Annotated in this window: 11 protein-coding genes; 7 read left to right on the top strand and 4 right to left on the bottom strand. The window is 67.4% G+C overall.

All coding sequences use genetic code 11. The features are described from left to right. Positions 1 to 3 precede the first annotated feature (3 nt). From recC to QKY98_RS00275, 4 genes are all read left to right on the top strand, one after another. Positions 4 to 3,435 carry an exodeoxyribonuclease V subunit gamma gene (recC, locus tag QKY98_RS00290; RefSeq protein WP_284670140.1) on the top strand — a complete coding sequence of 1,144 codons (3,432 nt, stop codon included), beginning with the start codon at positions 4 to 6 and terminating at the stop codon, positions 3,433 to 3,435. After that, positions 3,432 to 7,094 carry an exodeoxyribonuclease V subunit beta gene (gene recB / locus QKY98_RS00285; RefSeq protein WP_284670139.1) on the top strand — a complete coding sequence of 1,221 codons (3,663 nt, stop codon included), beginning with the start codon at positions 3,432 to 3,434 and terminating at the stop codon, positions 7,092 to 7,094. Before recC ends, recB begins: the two co-directional genes overlap by 4 nt. After that, positions 7,087 to 9,168 carry an exodeoxyribonuclease V subunit alpha gene (recD, locus tag QKY98_RS00280; RefSeq protein WP_284670138.1) on the top strand — a complete coding sequence of 694 codons (2,082 nt, stop codon included), beginning with the start codon at positions 7,087 to 7,089 and terminating at the stop codon, positions 9,166 to 9,168. Before recB ends, recD begins: the two co-directional genes overlap by 8 nt. A gap of 73 nt (positions 9,169 to 9,241) precedes the next feature. Next, the gene (locus QKY98_RS00275; RefSeq protein ID WP_108582494.1) at positions 9,242 to 10,825 is read left to right on the top strand and encodes a DNA recombination protein RmuC; all 1,584 of its coding nucleotides are present in this window, start codon (positions 9,242 to 9,244) and stop codon (positions 10,823 to 10,825) included. A gap of 74 nt (positions 10,826 to 10,899) precedes the next feature. On the opposite strand, the gene QKY98_RS00270 is transcribed toward QKY98_RS00275, so the two are convergent. From QKY98_RS00270 to QKY98_RS00255, 4 genes are all read right to left on the bottom strand, one after another. Continuing rightward, a complete protein-coding gene (locus QKY98_RS00270) occupies positions 10,900 to 12,483 on the bottom strand; it encodes a peptide chain release factor 3 (RefSeq protein ID WP_007160937.1) in 1,584 nt (527 codons plus the stop codon). Between the two features lie 95 nt (positions 12,484 to 12,578). Continuing rightward, positions 12,579 to 13,754, bottom strand: a complete 1,176-nt coding sequence (locus tag QKY98_RS00265) for an acyltransferase family protein (RefSeq protein WP_027600209.1) — start codon at positions 13,752 to 13,754, stop codon at positions 12,579 to 12,581. A 298-nt stretch (positions 13,755 to 14,052) separates the two neighbouring features. Further along, the gene (locus tag QKY98_RS00260; protein WP_074583942.1) at positions 14,053 to 15,102 is read right to left on the bottom strand and encodes a glycoside hydrolase family 5 protein; all 1,050 of its coding nucleotides are present in this window, start codon (positions 15,100 to 15,102) and stop codon (positions 14,053 to 14,055) included. A 318-nt stretch (positions 15,103 to 15,420) separates the two neighbouring features. Beyond that, positions 15,421 to 15,612, bottom strand: coding sequence for a hypothetical protein (locus QKY98_RS00255; RefSeq protein WP_132832793.1), 192 nt, complete (start codon positions 15,610 to 15,612; stop codon positions 15,421 to 15,423). Between the two features lie 720 nt (positions 15,613 to 16,332). Here QKY98_RS00255 and QKY98_RS00250 point away from each other — a divergent pair. The 3 genes from QKY98_RS00250 to QKY98_RS00240 are packed head-to-tail and all read left to right on the top strand — an operon-like array spanning position 16,333 to position 18,618. Further along, positions 16,333 to 17,043 carry an ABC transporter permease gene (locus tag QKY98_RS00250; RefSeq protein WP_044341554.1) on the top strand — a complete coding sequence of 237 codons (711 nt, stop codon included), beginning with the start codon at positions 16,333 to 16,335 and terminating at the stop codon, positions 17,041 to 17,043. A 9-nt stretch (positions 17,044 to 17,052) separates the two neighbouring features. Then, a complete protein-coding gene (locus tag QKY98_RS00245; RefSeq protein ID WP_042137128.1) occupies positions 17,053 to 17,955 on the top strand; it encodes a glycine betaine ABC transporter substrate-binding protein in 903 nt (300 codons plus the stop codon). Between the two features lie 3 nt (positions 17,956 to 17,958). Then, positions 17,959 to 18,618, top strand: coding sequence for an ABC transporter permease (locus QKY98_RS00240; protein WP_007160943.1), 660 nt, complete (start codon positions 17,959 to 17,961; stop codon positions 18,616 to 18,618). Positions 18,619 to 18,623: the final 5 nt, after the last annotated feature.

The following is an 18,623-nucleotide window of genomic DNA, read 5'->3' as shown; positions in this document are numbered from 1 at the left end:
AGGATGTCCGAGGCGCTCACTCCCGGATTCATGGTGGTACACGGCAATCGGCTCGAAGAGCTGCGTGGCCTGGCGGTCGGCTGGATGCGGCGGTATCCCCTGGCGCCGCTGGAAAACGAACAGGTGCTGGTGCAGAGCAATGGCATCGCCCAGTGGCTCAAGCTGGCGCTGGCCGAGGATCCGCGCGGTGATGACGAGGGTGGCTGCGGGGTCGCTGCGGCTCTCGAGGTGCAGTTGCCGGCGGCCTTCCTCTGGCGGACCTATCGCCAGGTATTGGGGCGTGACCAGGTCCCACCATCCTCGCCGCTGGACCGCGCGCCCCTGACCTGGCGCCTGATGCGGCTCCTGCCGACCCTGCTCCTGCAACCGGACTTCGCCGCCCTGCGGCGCTTTCTCGACGATGACGGCGATCTGCGCAAGCGCTATCAGCTGGCCGAGCGCCTGGCCGATCTCTATGACGGCTACCAGGTCTATCGCGCCGACTGGCTCAACGACTGGGCGGCGGGGCGCGATCTGCTGGCCAGCCTGCGCGACGGCCGGCGTCCCTTGCCGGAAAGTTGCCGCTGGCAGGCGCAGCTGTGGCGGGCGCTGCTGGACGATGTGGGCGACGGCGGTCTGGCCCGCAGTCGCGCCGGCGTGCACCGGCGCTTCCTGGAGATCATGCAGGCGGCGACCGAGCCGCCAGCCGGGCTGCCGCGGCGGGTGGTGATCTTTGGCTTGTCGGCGATTCCGGCGCAGACCCTCGAAGCCCTGGCCGCGCTGGCGCGCTTCAGCCAGGTGCTGCTCTGCGTGCACAATCCCTGTCGCCATCACTGGTCCGACATCGTCGCCGACCAGGATCTGCTGCGGCAGAACTATCGCCGCCAGCAGCGCAAGCCGGGCATGCCACAGACCTTGGATGCCGAGGCGCTGCACCAGCACGGTCAGCCGCTGCTGGCGAGCTGGGGCAAGCAGGGCCGCGACTACATCCACCTGCTGGACGAATTCGACGAACCCGATGGCTATCGCCGCCTGTTCGAGGACCTCAATGGCGGGCGCATCGACCTCTTCGCCGAGACCGAACCCCAGCACCTGCTCGGCCAGTTGCAGGACGACATTCTCGAATTGCGTCCGCTGAGCGAGACCCGCGAGCGCTGGCCGGCGGTCGATCCGGCGCGGGACAGGTCCATGCGCTTCCATGTGGCCCACAGTCCCCAGCGCGAGGTGGAGATCCTTCACGACCAGCTGCTGGCGCGCTTCAGCAGCGACAGCAGCCTCCGGCCGCGCGACGTTATCGTCATGGTGCCGGACATCGATGCCTATGCGCCGCACATCCGCGCGGTATTCGGCCAGCTCGAGCGCGGCGATCCGCGCTTCATCCCCTTCAGCCTGGCCGACCAGCACCAGCGCGGTTTCCAACCCTTGCTGATCGCCCTTGAGCACCTGCTGCAGCTGCCCGATAGCCGCTTCGCCCTGAGCGAGATCCTCGACCTGCTGGACGTGCCGGCGCTGCGCGCCCGCTTCGGCCTGCGCGAGGGCGATCTGCCGACCCTGCATCTGTGGCTGGAAGGCGCCGGCGTGCGCTGGGGACTGGACGCCGAGCAGCGCAGTCGCCTGGACCTGCCCGAGGGGCTGACGCAGAACACCTGGCGCTTCGGCCTGAGGCGCATGCTGCTGGGCTATGCCGTGGGCAGTGGCGCAGCGCTGGGCGACATCGAGCCCTTCGACGAGGTGGGCGGCCTGGACGCAGCCCTGGTCGGGCCGCTGGTGGATCTGCTCGATGCCCTGGACGCGGCCCAGGCGGCGCTGGCCCAGCCGGCGCGACCGGCGGAGTGGGGCGCCCGCCTGCAGGCGCTGCTGGCGCTGTTCTTCAGCGCCCAGGACGAGCACGACGAATACCTGCTGGAACAGCTGGAGAATCTGCGCGAGCGCTGGCTGGAACTGTGCGAAGACGTGGCGCTGGTTGAAGAGTTGCCGCTCACCGTGGTACGCGAGGCCTGGCTGGCGGGGCTGGACAGCGGTGGCCTGGCCCAGCGCTTTCTCGCCGGCGCGGTCAATTTCTGCACCCTGATGCCCATGCGCGCCATTCCCTTCCGCGTGGTCTGCCTGCTGGGCATGCACGATGGCGCCTATCCGCGCATCCAGTCGCCGCTGGATTTCGATCTCATGGCTCAGGACTACCGTCCCGGGGACCGCTCGCGACGGGAGGACGACCGCTATCTGCTGCTGGAGGCGCTGCTCTCGGCGCGCGATCAGTTCTATGTCAGCTGGGTGGGGCGCAGCATCCGCGACAACAGCGAGCGTCCGCCGTCGGTGCTGGTCGCCCAGTTGCGCGACCATCTCCAGGCCGGTTGGCGGCTGGCGGGGCATGAAGAGGAGCCGGAGCGCCTGCTCATGGCCCTAACCCAGGAGCATCCCCTGCAGCCTTTCAGTGCCCGCTACTTCCGCGGCGAGCGCGGCTATTTCAGCTTCGCGGCCGAATGGCTGGGCGTGCATGACCGCACCACGCGTGACGAGGATGAGCTGTTGCCGCCACTGGTGCCCGAAGAGCCCCTGGGCCTCGATGATCTCGCACGCTTTCTGCGCGGACCGGTGGACCTCTTTTTCGCCAATCGCCTCAAGGTGCATTTCGCGGCGCCTGATGCGCCGGCGGAAGACGAAGAGCCTTTCGGCCTGGACGCCCTGACCCGCTACCAGTTGGGCGAAGACCTGCTGGCTGCGGCTCTGGCCGCGCCGGCCGAGGCGGATCAGGCGCTCATGGCCGCCGCCGAGCGCCTGCGCGGCAGTGGTCGGTTGCCGCTGGCCGGTTTTGGCGAGCGGGCCGGGCGGGCCCTACGCGAGCCGCTGCCCGCCGTGGTGGCCCAGGTCGAGGCCCTGACGCTGCGCTGGCCCGAACCCCTGGAAGAGGCCCTGACCCTGGATATCGAACATCGCGAGCTGCAACTGGTGGCCAACCTCGAACGGCTGCGCCGCGGCCCCGAGGGCCTGCTGGCGCTGACCGCCCAGGCCAATGGCCTGGGCAATACGCGCACCCGCAAGTGGCACCGGCTGCTGCGACCCTGGGTACAGCATCTGGTCGCCGCGGCTGGCGGCCTGCAGCTGACCGCCGCGGTGGTGGCGACCGATCTGACCCTGTTGCTGGCGCCACTGGACGCCGAGCTGGCCCGCCGTCAGCTGAACGAATTGCTGGATGCCTGGGCCCTGGGGCAGCGGCGTCCGCTTCCCGTCGCGCCGCGCACCGCCTTCGCCTGGCTGGCCAATGACCCGGACAAGGCCCTGGCCGCCGCCGAGCAGGCCTATCAGGGCGAGGCGGCGACCCATCCGGCGCTGCGCCGGCAGTATCCGGACTTCGCCGCCTTGCTGGCCGACGAGGAATTCGACGGCTGGTGCCAGACCCTCTATGCGCCGGTGCACTCCGCCGGCTGGCAGGTGGTGGGCGGGGAGGGGCAGGCATGAGTCAGCGTCCGCTCGCCCTGCGCTTTCCGCTGCAGGGCAATCAGCTGATCGAGGCCAGCGCCGGGACCGGCAAGACCTTCACCATCTCCGCGCTCTATGTGCGTCTGGTGCTGGGTCATGGCACGCCCGAGACGGCCTTCGGTCGCGAACTGCTGCCGCCCCAGATCCTGGTGGTGACCTTTACCGAGGCCGCCACCCAGGAATTGCGCGATCGCATTCGCCATCGCCTGGCCGAAGCCGCGCGTTTCTTCCGCGACGAGATCGCCGCGCCCGATCCGCTGCTTGCCGAGTTGCGCGAGGACTTTCCGGTCGAGGGCTGGGCCGATTGCGCCCGGCGCCTGGACATCGCCGCCCAGTGGATGGACGAGGCGGCCGTCTCCACCATCCACAGCTGGTGCCAGCGCATGCTGCGCGAGCACGCCTTCGACAGCGGCAGTCTGTTCGTGCAGAACCTGGAGCAGGACCAGAGCGAGCTGCTCGCCCAGGTGGTGCGCGACTACTGGCGACGCTTTTGCTACCCCCTGGAAGGCGAGGCGCTGGACTGGGTCATCGAGCACTGGGGCGAACCCCGTGCCCTGGCCGCGCGCCTGCGCCCCTTGCTGAGCGAGGTCCTGGGCGCGCCCCGGGGCGAACCGGCCGCCTTGCTGGCCACCGCCCTGACTGAGCGTCGCGAGCGGTTGGCACGCCTCAAGGCGCCCTGGGCCCAGTGGGCGGAAGAGGTGCGTGACCTCTGCCAGGCCGGCTGCGACGCCAAGGTGGTCGACGGCCGCAAGTTGCAGAAGCGATTCTTCGGGCCCTGGTGCGACAAGCTGGTCGCCTGGGCGGACAACCCCACCAGCGAGGACCTGGATATCGGCACCGGCTTTACCCGGCTGACCGAGGAGGGCTTCGCCGAGGCCTGGACCAAGGCCAGTCCGCCGGATCATCCGGCCCTGGCGGCCATGGCGCGCCTGCCCGGGCAACTGGCCGAGCTGCCCAGCCCGGAGGTGCCGCTGCTGGAGCACGCGGCGGCCTGGGTGCAGCAGAAATTCGAGCGCGAGAAGCTGCGTCGCGCCGAGCTGGGTTTCGACGACATCCTCACCCGCCTGGATCGGGCGCTGCAGGCCGATGGCGCCGGCGCGCGGCTGGCGGCGCTGATCCGCGAGCAATTCCCGGTGGCGCTGATCGACGAATTCCAGGACACCGACCCGGTGCAGTACCGCATCTTCAGCAGCGTCTATGGCGCGGGCGAGGGCACCGGGCTGTTCCTGATCGGCGATCCCAAGCAGGCCATCTATGCCTTCCGCGGCGCCGATATCCATACCTATCTGCAGGCGCGGCGCGCCAATGCCGGCCACCTGCACTCGCTGGACACCAACTTTCGTTCCACCGCCGCCATGGTCGAGGCGGTCAACCAGGTGTTCGCCCATGGCGAGGCCACGGCCCCGCGGGCGGCCTTTCTGTTCCGCCAGGGCGAGGACAATCCGGTGCCCTTCGAGCCGGTCCGCGCCCAGGGGCGGCGTGAGGTGCTGGAGATCGACGGCACGCCGGGTGCGGCCCTGACCTTCTGGCAGCTGGCCGGTGACGAGCCCCTGGCCGGCACCGCCTATCGCGCCGCCCTGGCCGAGAGCACCGCCAGTGAGATCGTCCGGTTGCTGAGCCTGGCCGCCGAGGCCAAGGCCGGCTTTCGGCGCGAAGACGGCGAGTTCACGCCACTGCGGCCCGCCGACATCGCCATCCTGGTGCGCGCCGGCAGCGAGGCCCAGGCGGTACGCCAGGCGCTGGTGCGGCGCGGGGTGCGCAGCGTCTATCTGTCGGACAAGGATTCGGTGTTCACCGCCCAGGAGGCCCGCTGCCTGCTGGACTGGCTCAAGGCCTGCGCCGAGCCCGATGTGGATCGCCGGCTGCGTGCGGCCCTGGGCAGCCTGACCCTCGACCTGCCCTTGGCCGAACTGGATGCCCTCAACCACGACGAGCAGGCCTGGGAGGCGCGGGTGCTGCAATTCCGCGGCTATCGCCAGCTATGGCGCGGCCAGGGCGTGCTGCCCATGCTGCGCCGCCTGCTGCAGGACTTCCGCCTGCCGCAGCGGCTGATGGCTCGCGCCGATGGCGAGCGGGTGCTGACCAATCTGCTGCACCTCGCCGAACTGCTGCAGCGTGCCGCCGGCGAGCTGGATGGCGAGCAGGCGCTGATCCGCCACCTGGCCGAGCAACTGGCCGCCCAAGGCGCCGCCGACGAGCAGATCCTGCGCCTGGAAAGCGACGCCGAGCTGGTCAAGGTGGTGACGGTGCACAAGTCCAAGGGCCTGGAATATCCCCTGGTGTTCCTACCCTTCGCCTGCGCCTATCGCGCCGAAGAAGGCACGACCCTGCCGCTGCGCTATCACGATGACCAAGGCCAGCTGCGCCGCACCTTCAAGCCCTCCGCCGAGGAACTGGCCCGCGCCGACGACGAGCGCCTGGCCGAAGACCTGCGCCTGCTCTATGTCGCCCTGACCCGGGCCCGCCATGCCTGCTGGGTCGGGGTGGCCGATCTCAAGCGCGGGCGCAGCAAGGAATCCGGCTTCGCCCGCAGTGCCCTCGGCTACCTGGCCACCGGCGGCGAGCCCCTGGCGAGTTCGGCGGCCCTGGGCACCGCCCTGACCACCCTGATCGGCGCCCAGCCCGACACCCTTATCCTGCCGCTCCCCGAGGCCAGTCCGGCACGCCTGCCCGAAGCCCGCGAAGCGCCGGTGACCCTCAAGGCGCTGACGGCGCGTCGGGCGGCCCGCGAGGACTGGTGGATCGCCTCCTACAGCGCCCTGCGGATCGGTACGCGCCTGGGCGAGGCGCGGGAAGAGGGCCCGTTCAACCTGGAGCTGGACCTGGATACCCCGGCGGCCCAGAAGCTGTTCGACGACGACCGCCTCGCTCCCGACGAGGCCCGCCAGCCCGCAGCCGGTGAAGACCTGCATCGCTTTCCCCGCGGCCCCGGCCCGGGCACCTTCCTGCACAGCCTGCTGGAGTGGGTCGGCGAGGAAGGCTTCACCGCCATCCAGGCGGCGCCCGAGCGGCTGGACGACCTGATCGCCCGGCGTTGCCAGCGGCGCGGCTGGAATCACTGGATTCCCATCCTGCAGGGCTGGCTGCGCCAGTTGCTGACGCTGCCGCTGCCCCTGCCGGGGGGCAGCCAGCGCCTGGGCGAACTGGCGCGCTACCAGGTGGAAATGGAATTCTGGTTCGCCACCCATGGCGTCGATCTGGAGCGGCTGGATGACCTGGTGAGTCGTGGTACCCACCGCGGCCAGGTGCGACCGATGCTGGAGCCGGGGCAGCTCAACGGCCTGTTCAAGGGCTTCATCGATCTGGTCTTCGAACACGAGGGGCGCTATTTCGTGGTGGACTACAAGTCCAACTGGCTGGGCGCCGAAGCCGGCGCCTATACCCGCGCGGCCATGGAGGAGGCCGTCCTGGCCAAGCGCTATGACCTGCAGTACGTGCTCTACAGCCTGGCCGTGCACCGGCTGCTCAAGGCGCGGCTGCCCGACTACAGCTACGAGCGCCACTTCGGCGGCGCCGTCTACCTCTTCCTGCGCGGCTGCGATCCGGCCGGCCACGGCGTCTTCGTCGAGCGGCCCGCCCAGGCGCTGATCGAGACCCTGGATCTGTTGTTCAGCGGTGCGGAGAATGCCCATGTCTGATTTCAGCCCCGCCACCGAACGGCTGCTGCGCCTGGCGTCCCTGGCCCAGGAGCGCCCGCTTGCCCCGCTCGAACAGCGGGACGACCTCTTTCGCCTGCTGGAGCTCTGGGTGCAGCGCGGCTGGTTGCGCCAGGTGGACCGGGCCTTCACCGGCTTTCTCGGCGAACTCGAACCCCAGGGCGACTCGGCGGTGCTCTTGGCCGCGGCCCTGGCCAGCCATCAGCTCGGCCATGGCCATGTCTGCCTGGATCTCGCCGCCACCCTGCGCAATCCCGATGCCGCCCTGTCGCTGCCGCCCGAGGGCGACGAGGCGCGCGCCTCGCTCTTGCCGTCGCAACTGCTGCACGGCCAGACCCTCGAGGCCTGGCAGCGGGCGCTGCTGGCCAGCGACCTGGTCGATGGCGACGGCAGCTGTCCGGAACGACCGCTGGTGCTGGGTGGCGAGCGCCTCTACCTGCGTCGCTACTGGAATTACGAACGCGCGGTGGCGGCCAGCCTGCGCCAGCGCCTGGCCACCCACGAACCTTTGCCGGCGGATCTCGCCGAGCGTCTCGATCGGCTGTTTCCGCCGGACCCCGACGCGGGCGGCGAACCCGACTGGCAGAAACTGGCCTGCGCCCTGGCGGTGCGCGGTGCCTTCAGCATCGTCACCGGCGGACCCGGTACCGGCAAGACCACCACCGTGGTGCGCCTGCTGGCGCTGCTCCAGGCGCCCGCGGTGGCGGCCGGTCGTCCCTTGCGCATCCGCCTGGCCGCACCGACCGGCAAGGCGGCCGCGCGCCTCACCGAATCCATCGGCGGCCAGGTCAGTCGCCTGCCGGTGGATGAGGAGCTGCGCCGGCACATCCCCACCGGGGTGACCACGGTGCACCGGCTGCTGGGCAGTCGGCCCAACACCCGCCATTTCCGCCATCACCGCGGGCATCCCCTGCCGCTGGACGTGCTGGTGGTGGACGAAGCCTCGATGATCGACCTGGAAATGATGGCCAGTCTGCTGGCGGCCTTGCCGCCGCGGGCGCGCCTGGTGCTGCTGGGTGACAAGGATCAGCTGGCTTCGGTGGAGGCGGGCGCGGTGCTGGGCGATCTCTGCCGGGATGCCGAAGCCGGACGCTACAGTCCGGCCACCCGCGCCTGGCTGGAAGCCGTGAGTGGCCAGTCGCTGGCCCGGACGGCCCTGGCGGTCGGCGACGACCAGGGTGACGCCCTGGCGCAGCAGGTGGTGATGCTCAGGCGCTCACGGCGTTTCGGCGCCGGCAGCGGGATCGGCCAGCTGGCCCGCCGGGTCAATGCCCAGGACGGCCAGGGTGCTCAGCAGGTGCTGGTCGACGGCGGCTATGCCGATCTCCATCGGGTGTTGCTCAAGGGGCCGGAGGATCGCGCCCTGGAACGCCTGGTGCTGGAGGGACGCGGGCGCGCCCGGGGCTATCGTCATTATCTCGAGGTCCTGCAGGGGACGCGGCCCCAACTGGATACCGTCCTGGAGGATCCCGCCTGGACGCTCTGGGCCGGCCAGGTATTGTCCGCCTTCGACGACTTCCAGCTGCTCTGCGCCGTGCGCAAGGGCCCCTGGGGCGTGGAAGGCCTCAACCTGCGCATCGCCAGCGCCCTGCTGGCGGCCGGCCTGCTCGCGGGCGAGCACGGCTGGTACGAGGGCCGTCCGGTGCTGGTGACGCGCAACGACTATAGCCTGGGGCTGATGAACGGCGACATCGGCATCACCCTCTGCCTGCCCGACGCCACCCATCCGGGACGCAAGGTCCTGCGGGTCGCCTTCCCGCGCGGCGATGGCAGCGGCGGTCTGAGATTCGTCCTGCCCAGCCGGTTGGCGGCGGTGGAGACGGTGTTCGCCATGACCGTGCACAAGTCCCAGGGCTCGGAATTCGCCCATACCGCGCTGCTGCTGCCCGAGCAGCTCAGTCCGGTGCTGACCAAGGAGCTGGTCTATACCGGCATCACCCGGGCGCGCGATGATTTCACCCTGATCGAGGCCCGGAGCGGCATCTTCGCCGAGGCGGTGGCCCGTCGGGTCCGCCGCGTCAGCGGCCTGGACCTGGATTTGCGAAACACTGTGTAAATGTACAGATAAACGCTGGACGCTCCCCTCGCGCCTGCCTAAGGTGAGGGGAGCCGTCCGCGATGAGAGCGCCATGACTTCCCTGCCTTTCGTTTCCCTTGTGCTTCCCCTGTTGCTGCTGGCCGGCTGGGCGGGTTCGGCCGTCTGGCTGACCGGGCGCCAGCGCTATCTGCAACAGCAACTCGACAGTGCCGCCGAGCGCTACGACATGCTGCGCGACGACCTGCAACGCGCCGAGCTGGCCAACGGTCGCCAGGTGGTGGAGCTGGGCGCCGAGCGCGAACGCACCGCCGCCCTGCAGCGCCAGCTGGAGGCCAATCGCGAGTTGGAAGCCGAGTTGCGCCAGCAGACCCGCCAGGCGCAGCTGCAGGCCGCCGAACAGCACGCCCTGGCCGAGGCCACCCGCGCCCAGCTGCAGGGCATCCAGGAGCAGCTCGCCGAGGTGCGCGAGCGCCAGCACCGCGAGCAGCAGCTGCACGCCGAGGTGCAGGAACGCCATGCGCGCCTGACCGAAGAACACGCGACGCTCCGGACCACCCTGGAACAGAAGGAAGAGCACTTCCAGGCGCAGCAACAGCTGCTGCGCGAGAGTCGCGAGCAACTCAAGCTGGAATTCGAGCAACTGGCCGGACGCATCTTCGACGCCAAGGGCCAGGCCTTCGCCCAGCACAGCCAGCAATCCCTGGATGCGCTCCTACGGCCCTTCCGCGAGCAGATCGAGGGTTTTCGCGCCAAGGTCGAAGACATCCACCACAAGGATGTGCAGCAGCAGGCGGCCCTCGGCCAGCAACTGCTCGACCTCAAGGAGCTTAACCGCCAGATCACCCAGGAGGCCCACGACCTGGCCACCGCCCTGCGCGGCCAGAAGAAGGCCCAGGGCAACTGGGGCGAACTCATCCTGGAAAACGTGCTGGAACGCTCCGGCCTGCGCGAGGGGCGCGACTTCGTCCGCGAACGCAGCTTCACCACCGAGACCGGCCGCCGGCGACCGGACGTGCTGGTCCATCTGCCACAGAAGAAGCACCTGGTGGTGGACGCCAAGGTGTCGCTCAACGCCTATACCCGCTACGTCAACAGCGAAGACGAGGGCGAGCGGCGCCTGGCCCTGGGCGAGCACGTGCGCGCCGTGGGCGAGCGTATCCGCGAACTGGCCGATCGCGAATACTTCAGCCTGCCGGGGCTGAATTCGCCGGAGATGGTCTTCCTGTTCATCCCCATCGAATCGGCCTTCGTCGAGGCGCTCAAGGCCGACGAGAGTCTGTTCCAGCGCGCCATCGAGCAGAATGTCCTGGTGGCGACGCCGACCACCCTGCTCACCAGCCTCAACATCGTCCGCCAGCTCTGGCGCTTCGAAGACCAGAATCGCCACACCGCCGAACTGGCCGAGCGCGCGGGCAAGGTCTACGACAAGCTGCGCACCTTTCTCGGCAGCATGGACGGCATCGGCAAGAGTCTGGACAAGGCCGGCGAAGCCTATCGCAAGGCCTGCGGCCAACTGGTGGGCGGGCCGGGCAACCTGGTCAAGCAGGTGGCCGACTTCAAGGAGCTGGGCGTGGCGGTACGCACCGAACTGGACGGCCAGTGGACCGAGCGGGCGGAACTGGAGCTGACGATGGTCGAGCTGGAAGCTGCGGCCGAGTCTTCCGACCAGGGCTGATCCGGCGCTACGGTTTCAGGAGGAGGGCGGGTGCGCCTGACCGGTGCCAGGCGCACCGGTCAGGGCGATGGCGCTTAGTGGTGCTCGCGGGTGGCGCGGAATTTGATCTCCGGCCAGCGCTCTTCCATCAGCGCCAGGTTGACCCGGGTCGGCGCCAGGTAGGTGAGGTGACCGCCGCCGTCCACCGCCAGGTTCTCGAAGGCCTTGTTCTTGAAGTCTTCGAGCTTCTTCTTGTCGTCGCACTCGATCCAGCGCGCCGACCAGACGTTGATGGCCTCGTAGGCGCACTCCACCTTGTATTCCTCCTTCAGGCGGCTGGCGACCACGTCGAACTGCAGCACACCCACCGCGCCGAGCACGATGTCGTTGTTGCGCTCGGGGAAGAACACCTGGGTGGCGCCTTCCTCAGCCAGTTCCTGCAGCCCCTGGCGCAGCTGCTTGGATTTCAGCGGATCCTTGAGGCGCACGCGGCGGAACAGTTCCGGGGCGAAGTGCGGGATACCGGTGAAGCCCAGGGCTTCGCCTTCGGTAAAGGTGTCGCCGATCTGGATGGTGCCATGGTTGTGCAGGCCGATGATGTCGCCGGCGAAGGCCTCGTCCAGGTGCTCGCGCTCGCTGGAGAAGAAGGTCAGGGCGTCGGCGATCTTCAGATCCTTCTTGATGCGTACATGGCGCAGCTTCATGCCCTTCTCGTACTTGCCCGAGCAGATGCGCATGAAGGCGATGCGGTCGCGGTGCTTGGGATCCATGTTCGCCTGGATCTTGAACACGAAGCCGGAAAACTTCTCTTCCACCGGCTCCACCACCCGCTCGTGAGCGGCGCGCGACAGCGGGCGCGGAGCCCAGTCGACCACGGCGTCGAGCACCTGGTCGACGCCGAAGTTGCCCAGCGCGGTACCAAAGAACACCGGGGTCATCTCGCCGCGCAGGAAGGCCTCGCCATCGAATTCGTGGCAGGCGCCCTGGACCAGCTCCAGCTCCTCGACGAAGCGCTCGTAGAGATCGCCCAGGTGCGCGCGGGCCTCGTCGGAGTCCAGCTTGTCGATGGTCTTGGTGGCGATGCGCTCGTGGCCATGGCCGGGGGTATAGACGTAGATGCGGTCGTCCGAGAGGTGATAGACGCCCTTGAAGTCGCGATAGCTGCCGATCGGCCAGGTGATGGGCGCGGCCTTGATCTTGAGCACCGCCTCGATCTCGTCGAGCAGTTCGATGGGATCGCGGATGTCGCGGTCGAGCTTGTTGATGAAGCTGACGATGGGCGTGTCGCGCAGGCGGCAGACGTCCATCAGGGCGATGGTGCGGGGTTCGACGCCCTTGCCACCGTCGAGCACCATCAGCGCCGAGTCCACCGCGGTCAGGGTGCGGTAGGTGTCTTCGGAGAAGTCCTCGTGGCCGGGGGTGTCGAGCAGGTTGATCATGTGCTCGCGATAGGGGAACTGCATCACCGAGGTGGTGATGGAGATGCCGCGCTGCTTTTCCATCTCCATCCAGTCGGAGGTCGCGTGCCGGTCGGATTTGCGCGACTTCACCGTACCCGCGACGGCGATGGCCTGGCCCATCAGCAGCAGCTTTTCGGTGATGGTGGTCTTGCCCGCGTCGGGGTGGGAAATGATGGCGAAGGTACGGCGCTTGGCGACTTCGGCGGCCTGGGTGGTCATGGATGAACCTGGGCGAGAGCGAAAAAAGAGGGGGCGGAGTATAGCAGAGGGCAGTCCTACCGGCTTGAGGTCGGTAGGACTGCACCAGGCGCCGCTCAGCGCTGCGGCTGGATGTTACCGTCGCAGCAGGGTGGGGTGCGTTTGCGGCGCACCAGACGCTTGCCCAGCGCCATGCCCGGGACCTCGATGTATCTGTGGGTCAGGCAGGCGAAGGCGAAGACCACCGCCAGTTCCACCACCACCACCAGGTTGTCCAGCACGACGCTGCCGGTGGCGATGTAGCGGATCATGAAGGGCAGCGGGGCGTCATGGGAGGGCGCCACCACCGTGAGGTCCTGGTGCAGCAGCTTGCCCAACACGATGAAAGCGCTCTTGACCACGAAGATCACCGCGGCGTGGCACAGGTAGATCGAATAGGACAGTACCCCCAGGCGCACGAAGAGGCCGTGATGCAGCACGCTGGAGACCAGGCCGCGCTCGAAGGCGAAGGTGAGGATGGTGACGCAGAACACCAGGGTCGCCAGCACGCCCTTCTTGGGTACCGGTAGATCGGAGGTCATCACCGCGGCGCCGGCGATCAGGCAGGCCAGTTCCAGCAGGGTGCCACCGAATTGTCCGCCGTTGTGCTGCTTGATCCAGACATAGAGGCGATAGGTGCAGGCGCCGGCGAAAAAGCACGACAGACCGCGGAAGATCTCGGTCTTCAACGGAAGGAAGGGAAACAGCAGCTGCACGAAGGCCAGCAGGGCGATCGCCAGGAACCACTGGCGCTGATGACCCTGGCCCTTGAGCACCAGCAGGCCGAAGATCAGATAGAGGTAGAACTCGATGCTGATGCTCCAGGATGGGTAGTTGAAGGAGCCGGTGATGGCCTGGCCCAGCCAGGATTGCAGCAGCAACAGATTGGGCAGGAATTGCTCGGGCGCGGTGGCGCCGCTGAACGCCGGATCGTTGAAGCCGACCCCCAGTTTTTCCGCCAGCAGGCGACCGCACTCCAGCAGCACATAGAGACCCAGCATGGCCAGATGCAGCGGCAGGATCCGCGTCGCGCGACTGATGGCGAAGTCGCGATAATCGTCCAGGGTGCGCAGCCGGCTCTCATAGGTGTGCATGAGCACGAAGCCGCTGAGCACGAAGAAGAACTCGACGAACAGGTAGGCGTTGGCGATCAGCGGATTTTCCGAGGCGGCCTGAGCGACATAGGTGTGAAACAGCACGACGGCGACGGCCAACAGACCGCGAAAGCTATCCAAAGCGACAAATCTTTCCATGGGATATCCCTGAGGGTGCGGCAAGAAGAGGCGAACGGATGCAGCGCTGCCGTTAGGGGGAAAGAGCGGAGGGGTAGTGCGGGAACGTGAAAGCTGACATGGCATCCTGGCTCTTGTGCGTCGCAAGCTTCTTAATAGTCGAACTATTACTTGCTGTTACATTTTGATCGCCAAAATCCAGCAAGTTCTTGCTAGGCCGTCCCTGGCCCGGCGTTTTGTGATTGCAGTCACCGATTTCCAGACAAGTTGTCACCTGACTGCAAGAAGGCGCCGCCCGTGCTGCCTGGCGGCGCTTCGCTCAGCGGGGACCCAGGGTCTGGCAGTCGGCCGGCTTCACGTACTTTTGCAGCACCTTCCATTGTGGGCGGGGCTTGCCCTTGACCGGTTCGATCGCCAGCGGATAGTCGCCCCAGTTGGGGCCGGCTGCCCAGTACATGGCCGGGATGCATTCCTGGCGCAGCCGCGCCAGCAGGCGGTCCATGGCGGCCAGCCAGCGGGGGTCGTTGTCCGGCACGCCGAATTCGCCGATGTGACCGCGCTTGCCGTGCTGCTTGAGCCAGGTGATGAAGGGCTCGACCCGGCGGATGCCGACATCGGGATCGAAGTCGGTCATGTCCTTCTTGAGGTACTTGCCGCCACCGTCATTGTCGAAATAGACGTGCGCCGAATAGATCAGGTTGTCGGCCGGATCCTTGAGACCGAGCAGCTTGGCGTTGTAGCGCGGCCAGAGATAGCTGCTGGACCAGCCATTGCCTTCGATCAGGAGCGGACGCGCCCGATCCACCTCGCGCACCGCGTCGATACCGTGCTGGGCGGCCACCGGCCATTGCTCCACGGCATCGTGGGGCTCGTTCATGATGTCGTAGGCGGCCAGGGCGGGGTGCTCGTGCCAGCGCTGGGCGATCCGGCGCAGGACATCGGCGTAGGCCGGATAGGGCACCGCCGCGCTGCCGATGACCTGGCCGCGGTATCTCATGTAGTTGTGCAGATCGAGGATCACGCTCATGCGATAGCGCTTGGCGTTGTCCAGGGTCTGGTCGATCAGCTTGGCGTAGGCGGGATCCAGGGGTTGTCCCAGCGTGGGCTGGAGGCGCTCCCAGATGACCGGGAAGCGGATCACCCGGATGCCCTTGGCCGCCCAGCGTCGGTAATGGCCGGCGTCGGGAAAGAAGTAGTTGGTTCCCGGTTTGCCCGGCAGTACGTGGGGCGCGAACCCGGCGCCGGAAAAATTCAGGCCGACGAGATCGGTGGGGAAGTCCCGTGTGGCGGCCTGGGCGACCGGCATGGCAGCCAGACTGCAAAGCAGGGTGAACAACAGGGTGAGCTTGGATTTCAGGCGTAGCGTCATCGGCAAGGTCCCGGACAGTGACGGAAGACGTAGGAATGTCGGGCGGTCGTGGCCCGATCCGCCATGAGGCCTGAAGAGACGCCGGGAAGTTGCAGTGCAAGGCTCAGAAGGTGCGCCAGACAACGTTAATGTCGGGCGAAAACCGCGGAAATGCGAGCTGGGTAGACTGGCGGGCAGCTTGGAGCGGGACGCCGCGGCGGCTGGATTCGGGCAGCGCGGCCCCTGGGCAGGGCAGGAAGAAGGGTAGCGCGGGTAATGAACTGCCTGTGACTGCTTTCCATCTTTATATGGCGCAGGCAGGTCATTCGAAAGCGGTCTTTAGCGACGCAGGCAGATCCCAGCCCACTGCTCGGCTTCGCGGCGGGCCGAGGCCTCGTCGCTGAATTCGGCGATCAGGCCGCCATGCGCATACACCACCACCCAGTTTTCCACCTTGGGTTGCAGCAGCATCACGGGGGCAGAGGAGAGAACAGCGGAGTCCAACGATGCACAAGCCGTCATGTCATTCATAACGTTCCCTTTGAAGTTAGCTCGGTGAATAGTCTGTTTTTATAGCGGTTCCAGAAATGGCGCTTGGTGCTATCACTGGGCCACCTATTGACCTTGGTATGGCTGAATGATCCCTCAAAGCGTCAGCCATTCGTCGGCATGATAAAGGGGTGCCAAAACCCCGTCACCGCACTGGCTCACAGAAAGATGTTTCAGTTATGACCGTACGTCAGCTGAGCTGTGTGCCGCTCCACGAAACCGCCGTGGCTTGCCCCGGCATCCGTGACAGGCGTCGCGCTGGTACTGCAAAGCAGCTAACAGTAAGCGTATTAAATTTATCGTCACACATTCGCCGAAGGCTCTAGCGCGCGACTCTCGCTTTTTGCCGGCTGTCCGGGCCTCTCGGCCGGGCCTTTCACCCTGTCAAGACGTCCCGCTTTGCATGATCGGGTTGGCATTGAGCGAGTCTATTGGGTTAGCCTGAAAAGGAGCTGGCGAACTATCGACTGCGATGGACGTCAATCTCTTCGGTCGAGACAAGGCGCCATGTCGTTCCCCCGGAGCGACACCCAAGGGCTAGGCAGATCAGAGATCCGCAGTGCCCCGTTGGTCCAGCCGGCATACCCGCCATGCCCTGCTGTGTCTCGACCCTGAACCCGGACGGCCGTCCTGCGCCTCGCCCCCGTGCGAGGTCCGCACTCGGAAGGCATGCGGCCTGTCCGCCCGTTGAAGGAGCCTGACATGGCGAAGTTCAAGACCCTCCTGCTCGGCACGGCCGTGGGGGTGGTGATCCTGGCACTGCTGGTGCACTGGATCGGTAGGGATACCCTCAGTACCTATCGTGCGGATCTGCTGTTCTATCTCCAGGCCCACCTCTACCTGGTGGCCGTCTCCATGGTCCTGGCCCTGCTGGTGGGCATCCCCGCCGGGGTGCTGCTGAGTCGGCCAGCGTTCGCCCGCAGCGCCGAGCGCTTCATGCAGGTGTTCAACATCGGCAATACCGTGCCGCCGCTGGCGGTGCTGGCCATCGCCCTGGGCATCGTCGGCATCGGCGATGGGCCGGCGATCCTGGCGCTGTTCCTGGCCTCGCTGCTGCCCATCGTGCGCAACACCTACGAGGGGCTGAAGAACGTGCCGGCCTCGCTCAAGGAGGCTGCCACCGGCATCGGCATGACCCCCACCCAGGTGCTGACCAAGGTGGAGCTGCCCAATGCCGTGCCCATCATCATCGGCGGGGTGCGGGTCGCCCTGGCGATCAACGTCGGCACCACGCCGCTGGTGTTTCTCATCGGCGCCAACAGCCTGGGCAGCCTGATCTTTCCCGCCATCGCCCTGGAGAACCAGTCGCAGCTGCTGCTGGGCGCCGCCGCCACGGCGCTGCTGGCGCTGCTGCTGGACGGCCTGGTGCTGCTCGCCAGTCGCCTCTGGCTGGAACGCGGCCTGGCCCGCTAAGGAGACGAGATGAAGAAGTTGCTTATCGCCCTGGGCGCCGCCTGGTTCGGACTGACGCTGGCCAGCGCTGCCCAGGCCGATCCGATCCGCATCGGCGCCAAGGTCTTTACCGAGCAGGCCATCCTCGCCGAACTCACTGGGCAGTATCTGTCCCGCCACGGCTATCAGCCGGAGATCGTCGGCGGCCTGGGCAGCACCATCGCCTGGAATGGCGTGAAGAACGCCCAGCTCGACCTCACCTGGGAATACACCGGCACCTCCCTGGTGGCCTACAACCATGTCACCGAACGACTGGACAAGGAGGCCTCCTACCAGCGGGTCAAGCAGCTGGACGCCAAGGTCGGTCTGGCCTGGCTGGCGCCCACCCGCTTCAACAATACCTATGCCCTGGCGTTGCCGGAGAAGATCGCTCGACAGCATCCCGAGCTGAACAGCATCAGCGACCTGGCCGGACTGCTCAAGGCCGAGGCCGGCAAGCAGCACCTCACCGCGCTGGACATCGAATTCGCCAACCGCTCCGATGGCCTCGCCGGCCTGGTCAAGGCCTATGGCCTGAGCTACACCCGGGACGACATCCGCCAGATGGACCCGGGCCTGGTCTACACCGCCCTGCGCAACGGCCAGGTCTTCACCGGCCTGGTCTACACCACCGACGGCCGCCTGGATGCCTTCAGGCTCAAGGTGCTGGAAGACGACAAGGGCTATTTCCCCGACTACACCGCTGCCCCCGTGGTCAACGCCAAGTATCTGGAAAAGCACCCGGATCTCGCCGAGCTGCTGAGGCCCCTGGCGGAAAGCCTGGACCAGGCCACCATGCGTCAGCTCAACGCCAAGGTGGACATCGAGCGACAGACGCCGGCCCAGGTGGCCCGCGACTTCCTCGCCCAGCACCCCCTAGACGGAGGGCAATGACCCATGGATTTCGTCACCTCCTTCAATCACATCGACTGGCTGCAGGTCCTCGAACTGACTCGCCAGCACATCACCCTGGTGGGGATCGCCGTAACCCTGGCGATCCTGGTGGGCGTGCCCCTGGGCATCCTCATGACCCGCTATCCCTGGCTGGCCGGACCGCTGCAGGCGGTGGCCACGGTGGTCATGACGCTGCCCTCCATCGCCCTGTTCGGGCTGCTGCTGCCGTTCTATTCCAAGTTCGGCCAGGGCCTCGGTCCGCTGCCGGCCATCACCGCGGTGTTCCTCTATTCGCTGCTGCCGATCCTGAGAAACACCTACCTGGCGCTGACCAGCGTCGAGCCGGGCATCCGCGAGGCGGGTGCCGGTATCGGCATGACCTTCTGGCAACGCCTGCGCATGGTCGAACTGCCCATCGCCCTGCCGGTGATCCTGGCCGGGGTGCGTACCGCCGTGGTCATGAACATCGGCGTCATGACCATCGCCGCCACCATCGGCGCCGGCGGCCTGGGCGTGCTCATCCTCACCTCCATCAGTCGCAGCGACATGGCCACCCTCATCGTCGGCGCGGTGCTGGTCAGCCTGCTGGCCATCGTCGCCGACCTCGTCCTGCAGTGGCTGCAACGCCGCCTCACCCCGCGCGGCCTGCGCAGCGCCCCTTAAGGAGT

Source organism: Pseudomonas sp. HR1 (assembly GCF_030175875.1).
GTDB lineage: Bacteria > Pseudomonadota > Gammaproteobacteria > Pseudomonadales > Pseudomonadaceae > Chryseomonas > Chryseomonas oryzihabitans.
The sequence above is the reverse complement of the archived record's forward strand: the minus strand, read 5'-3'. Positions and strand labels throughout refer to the sequence as shown.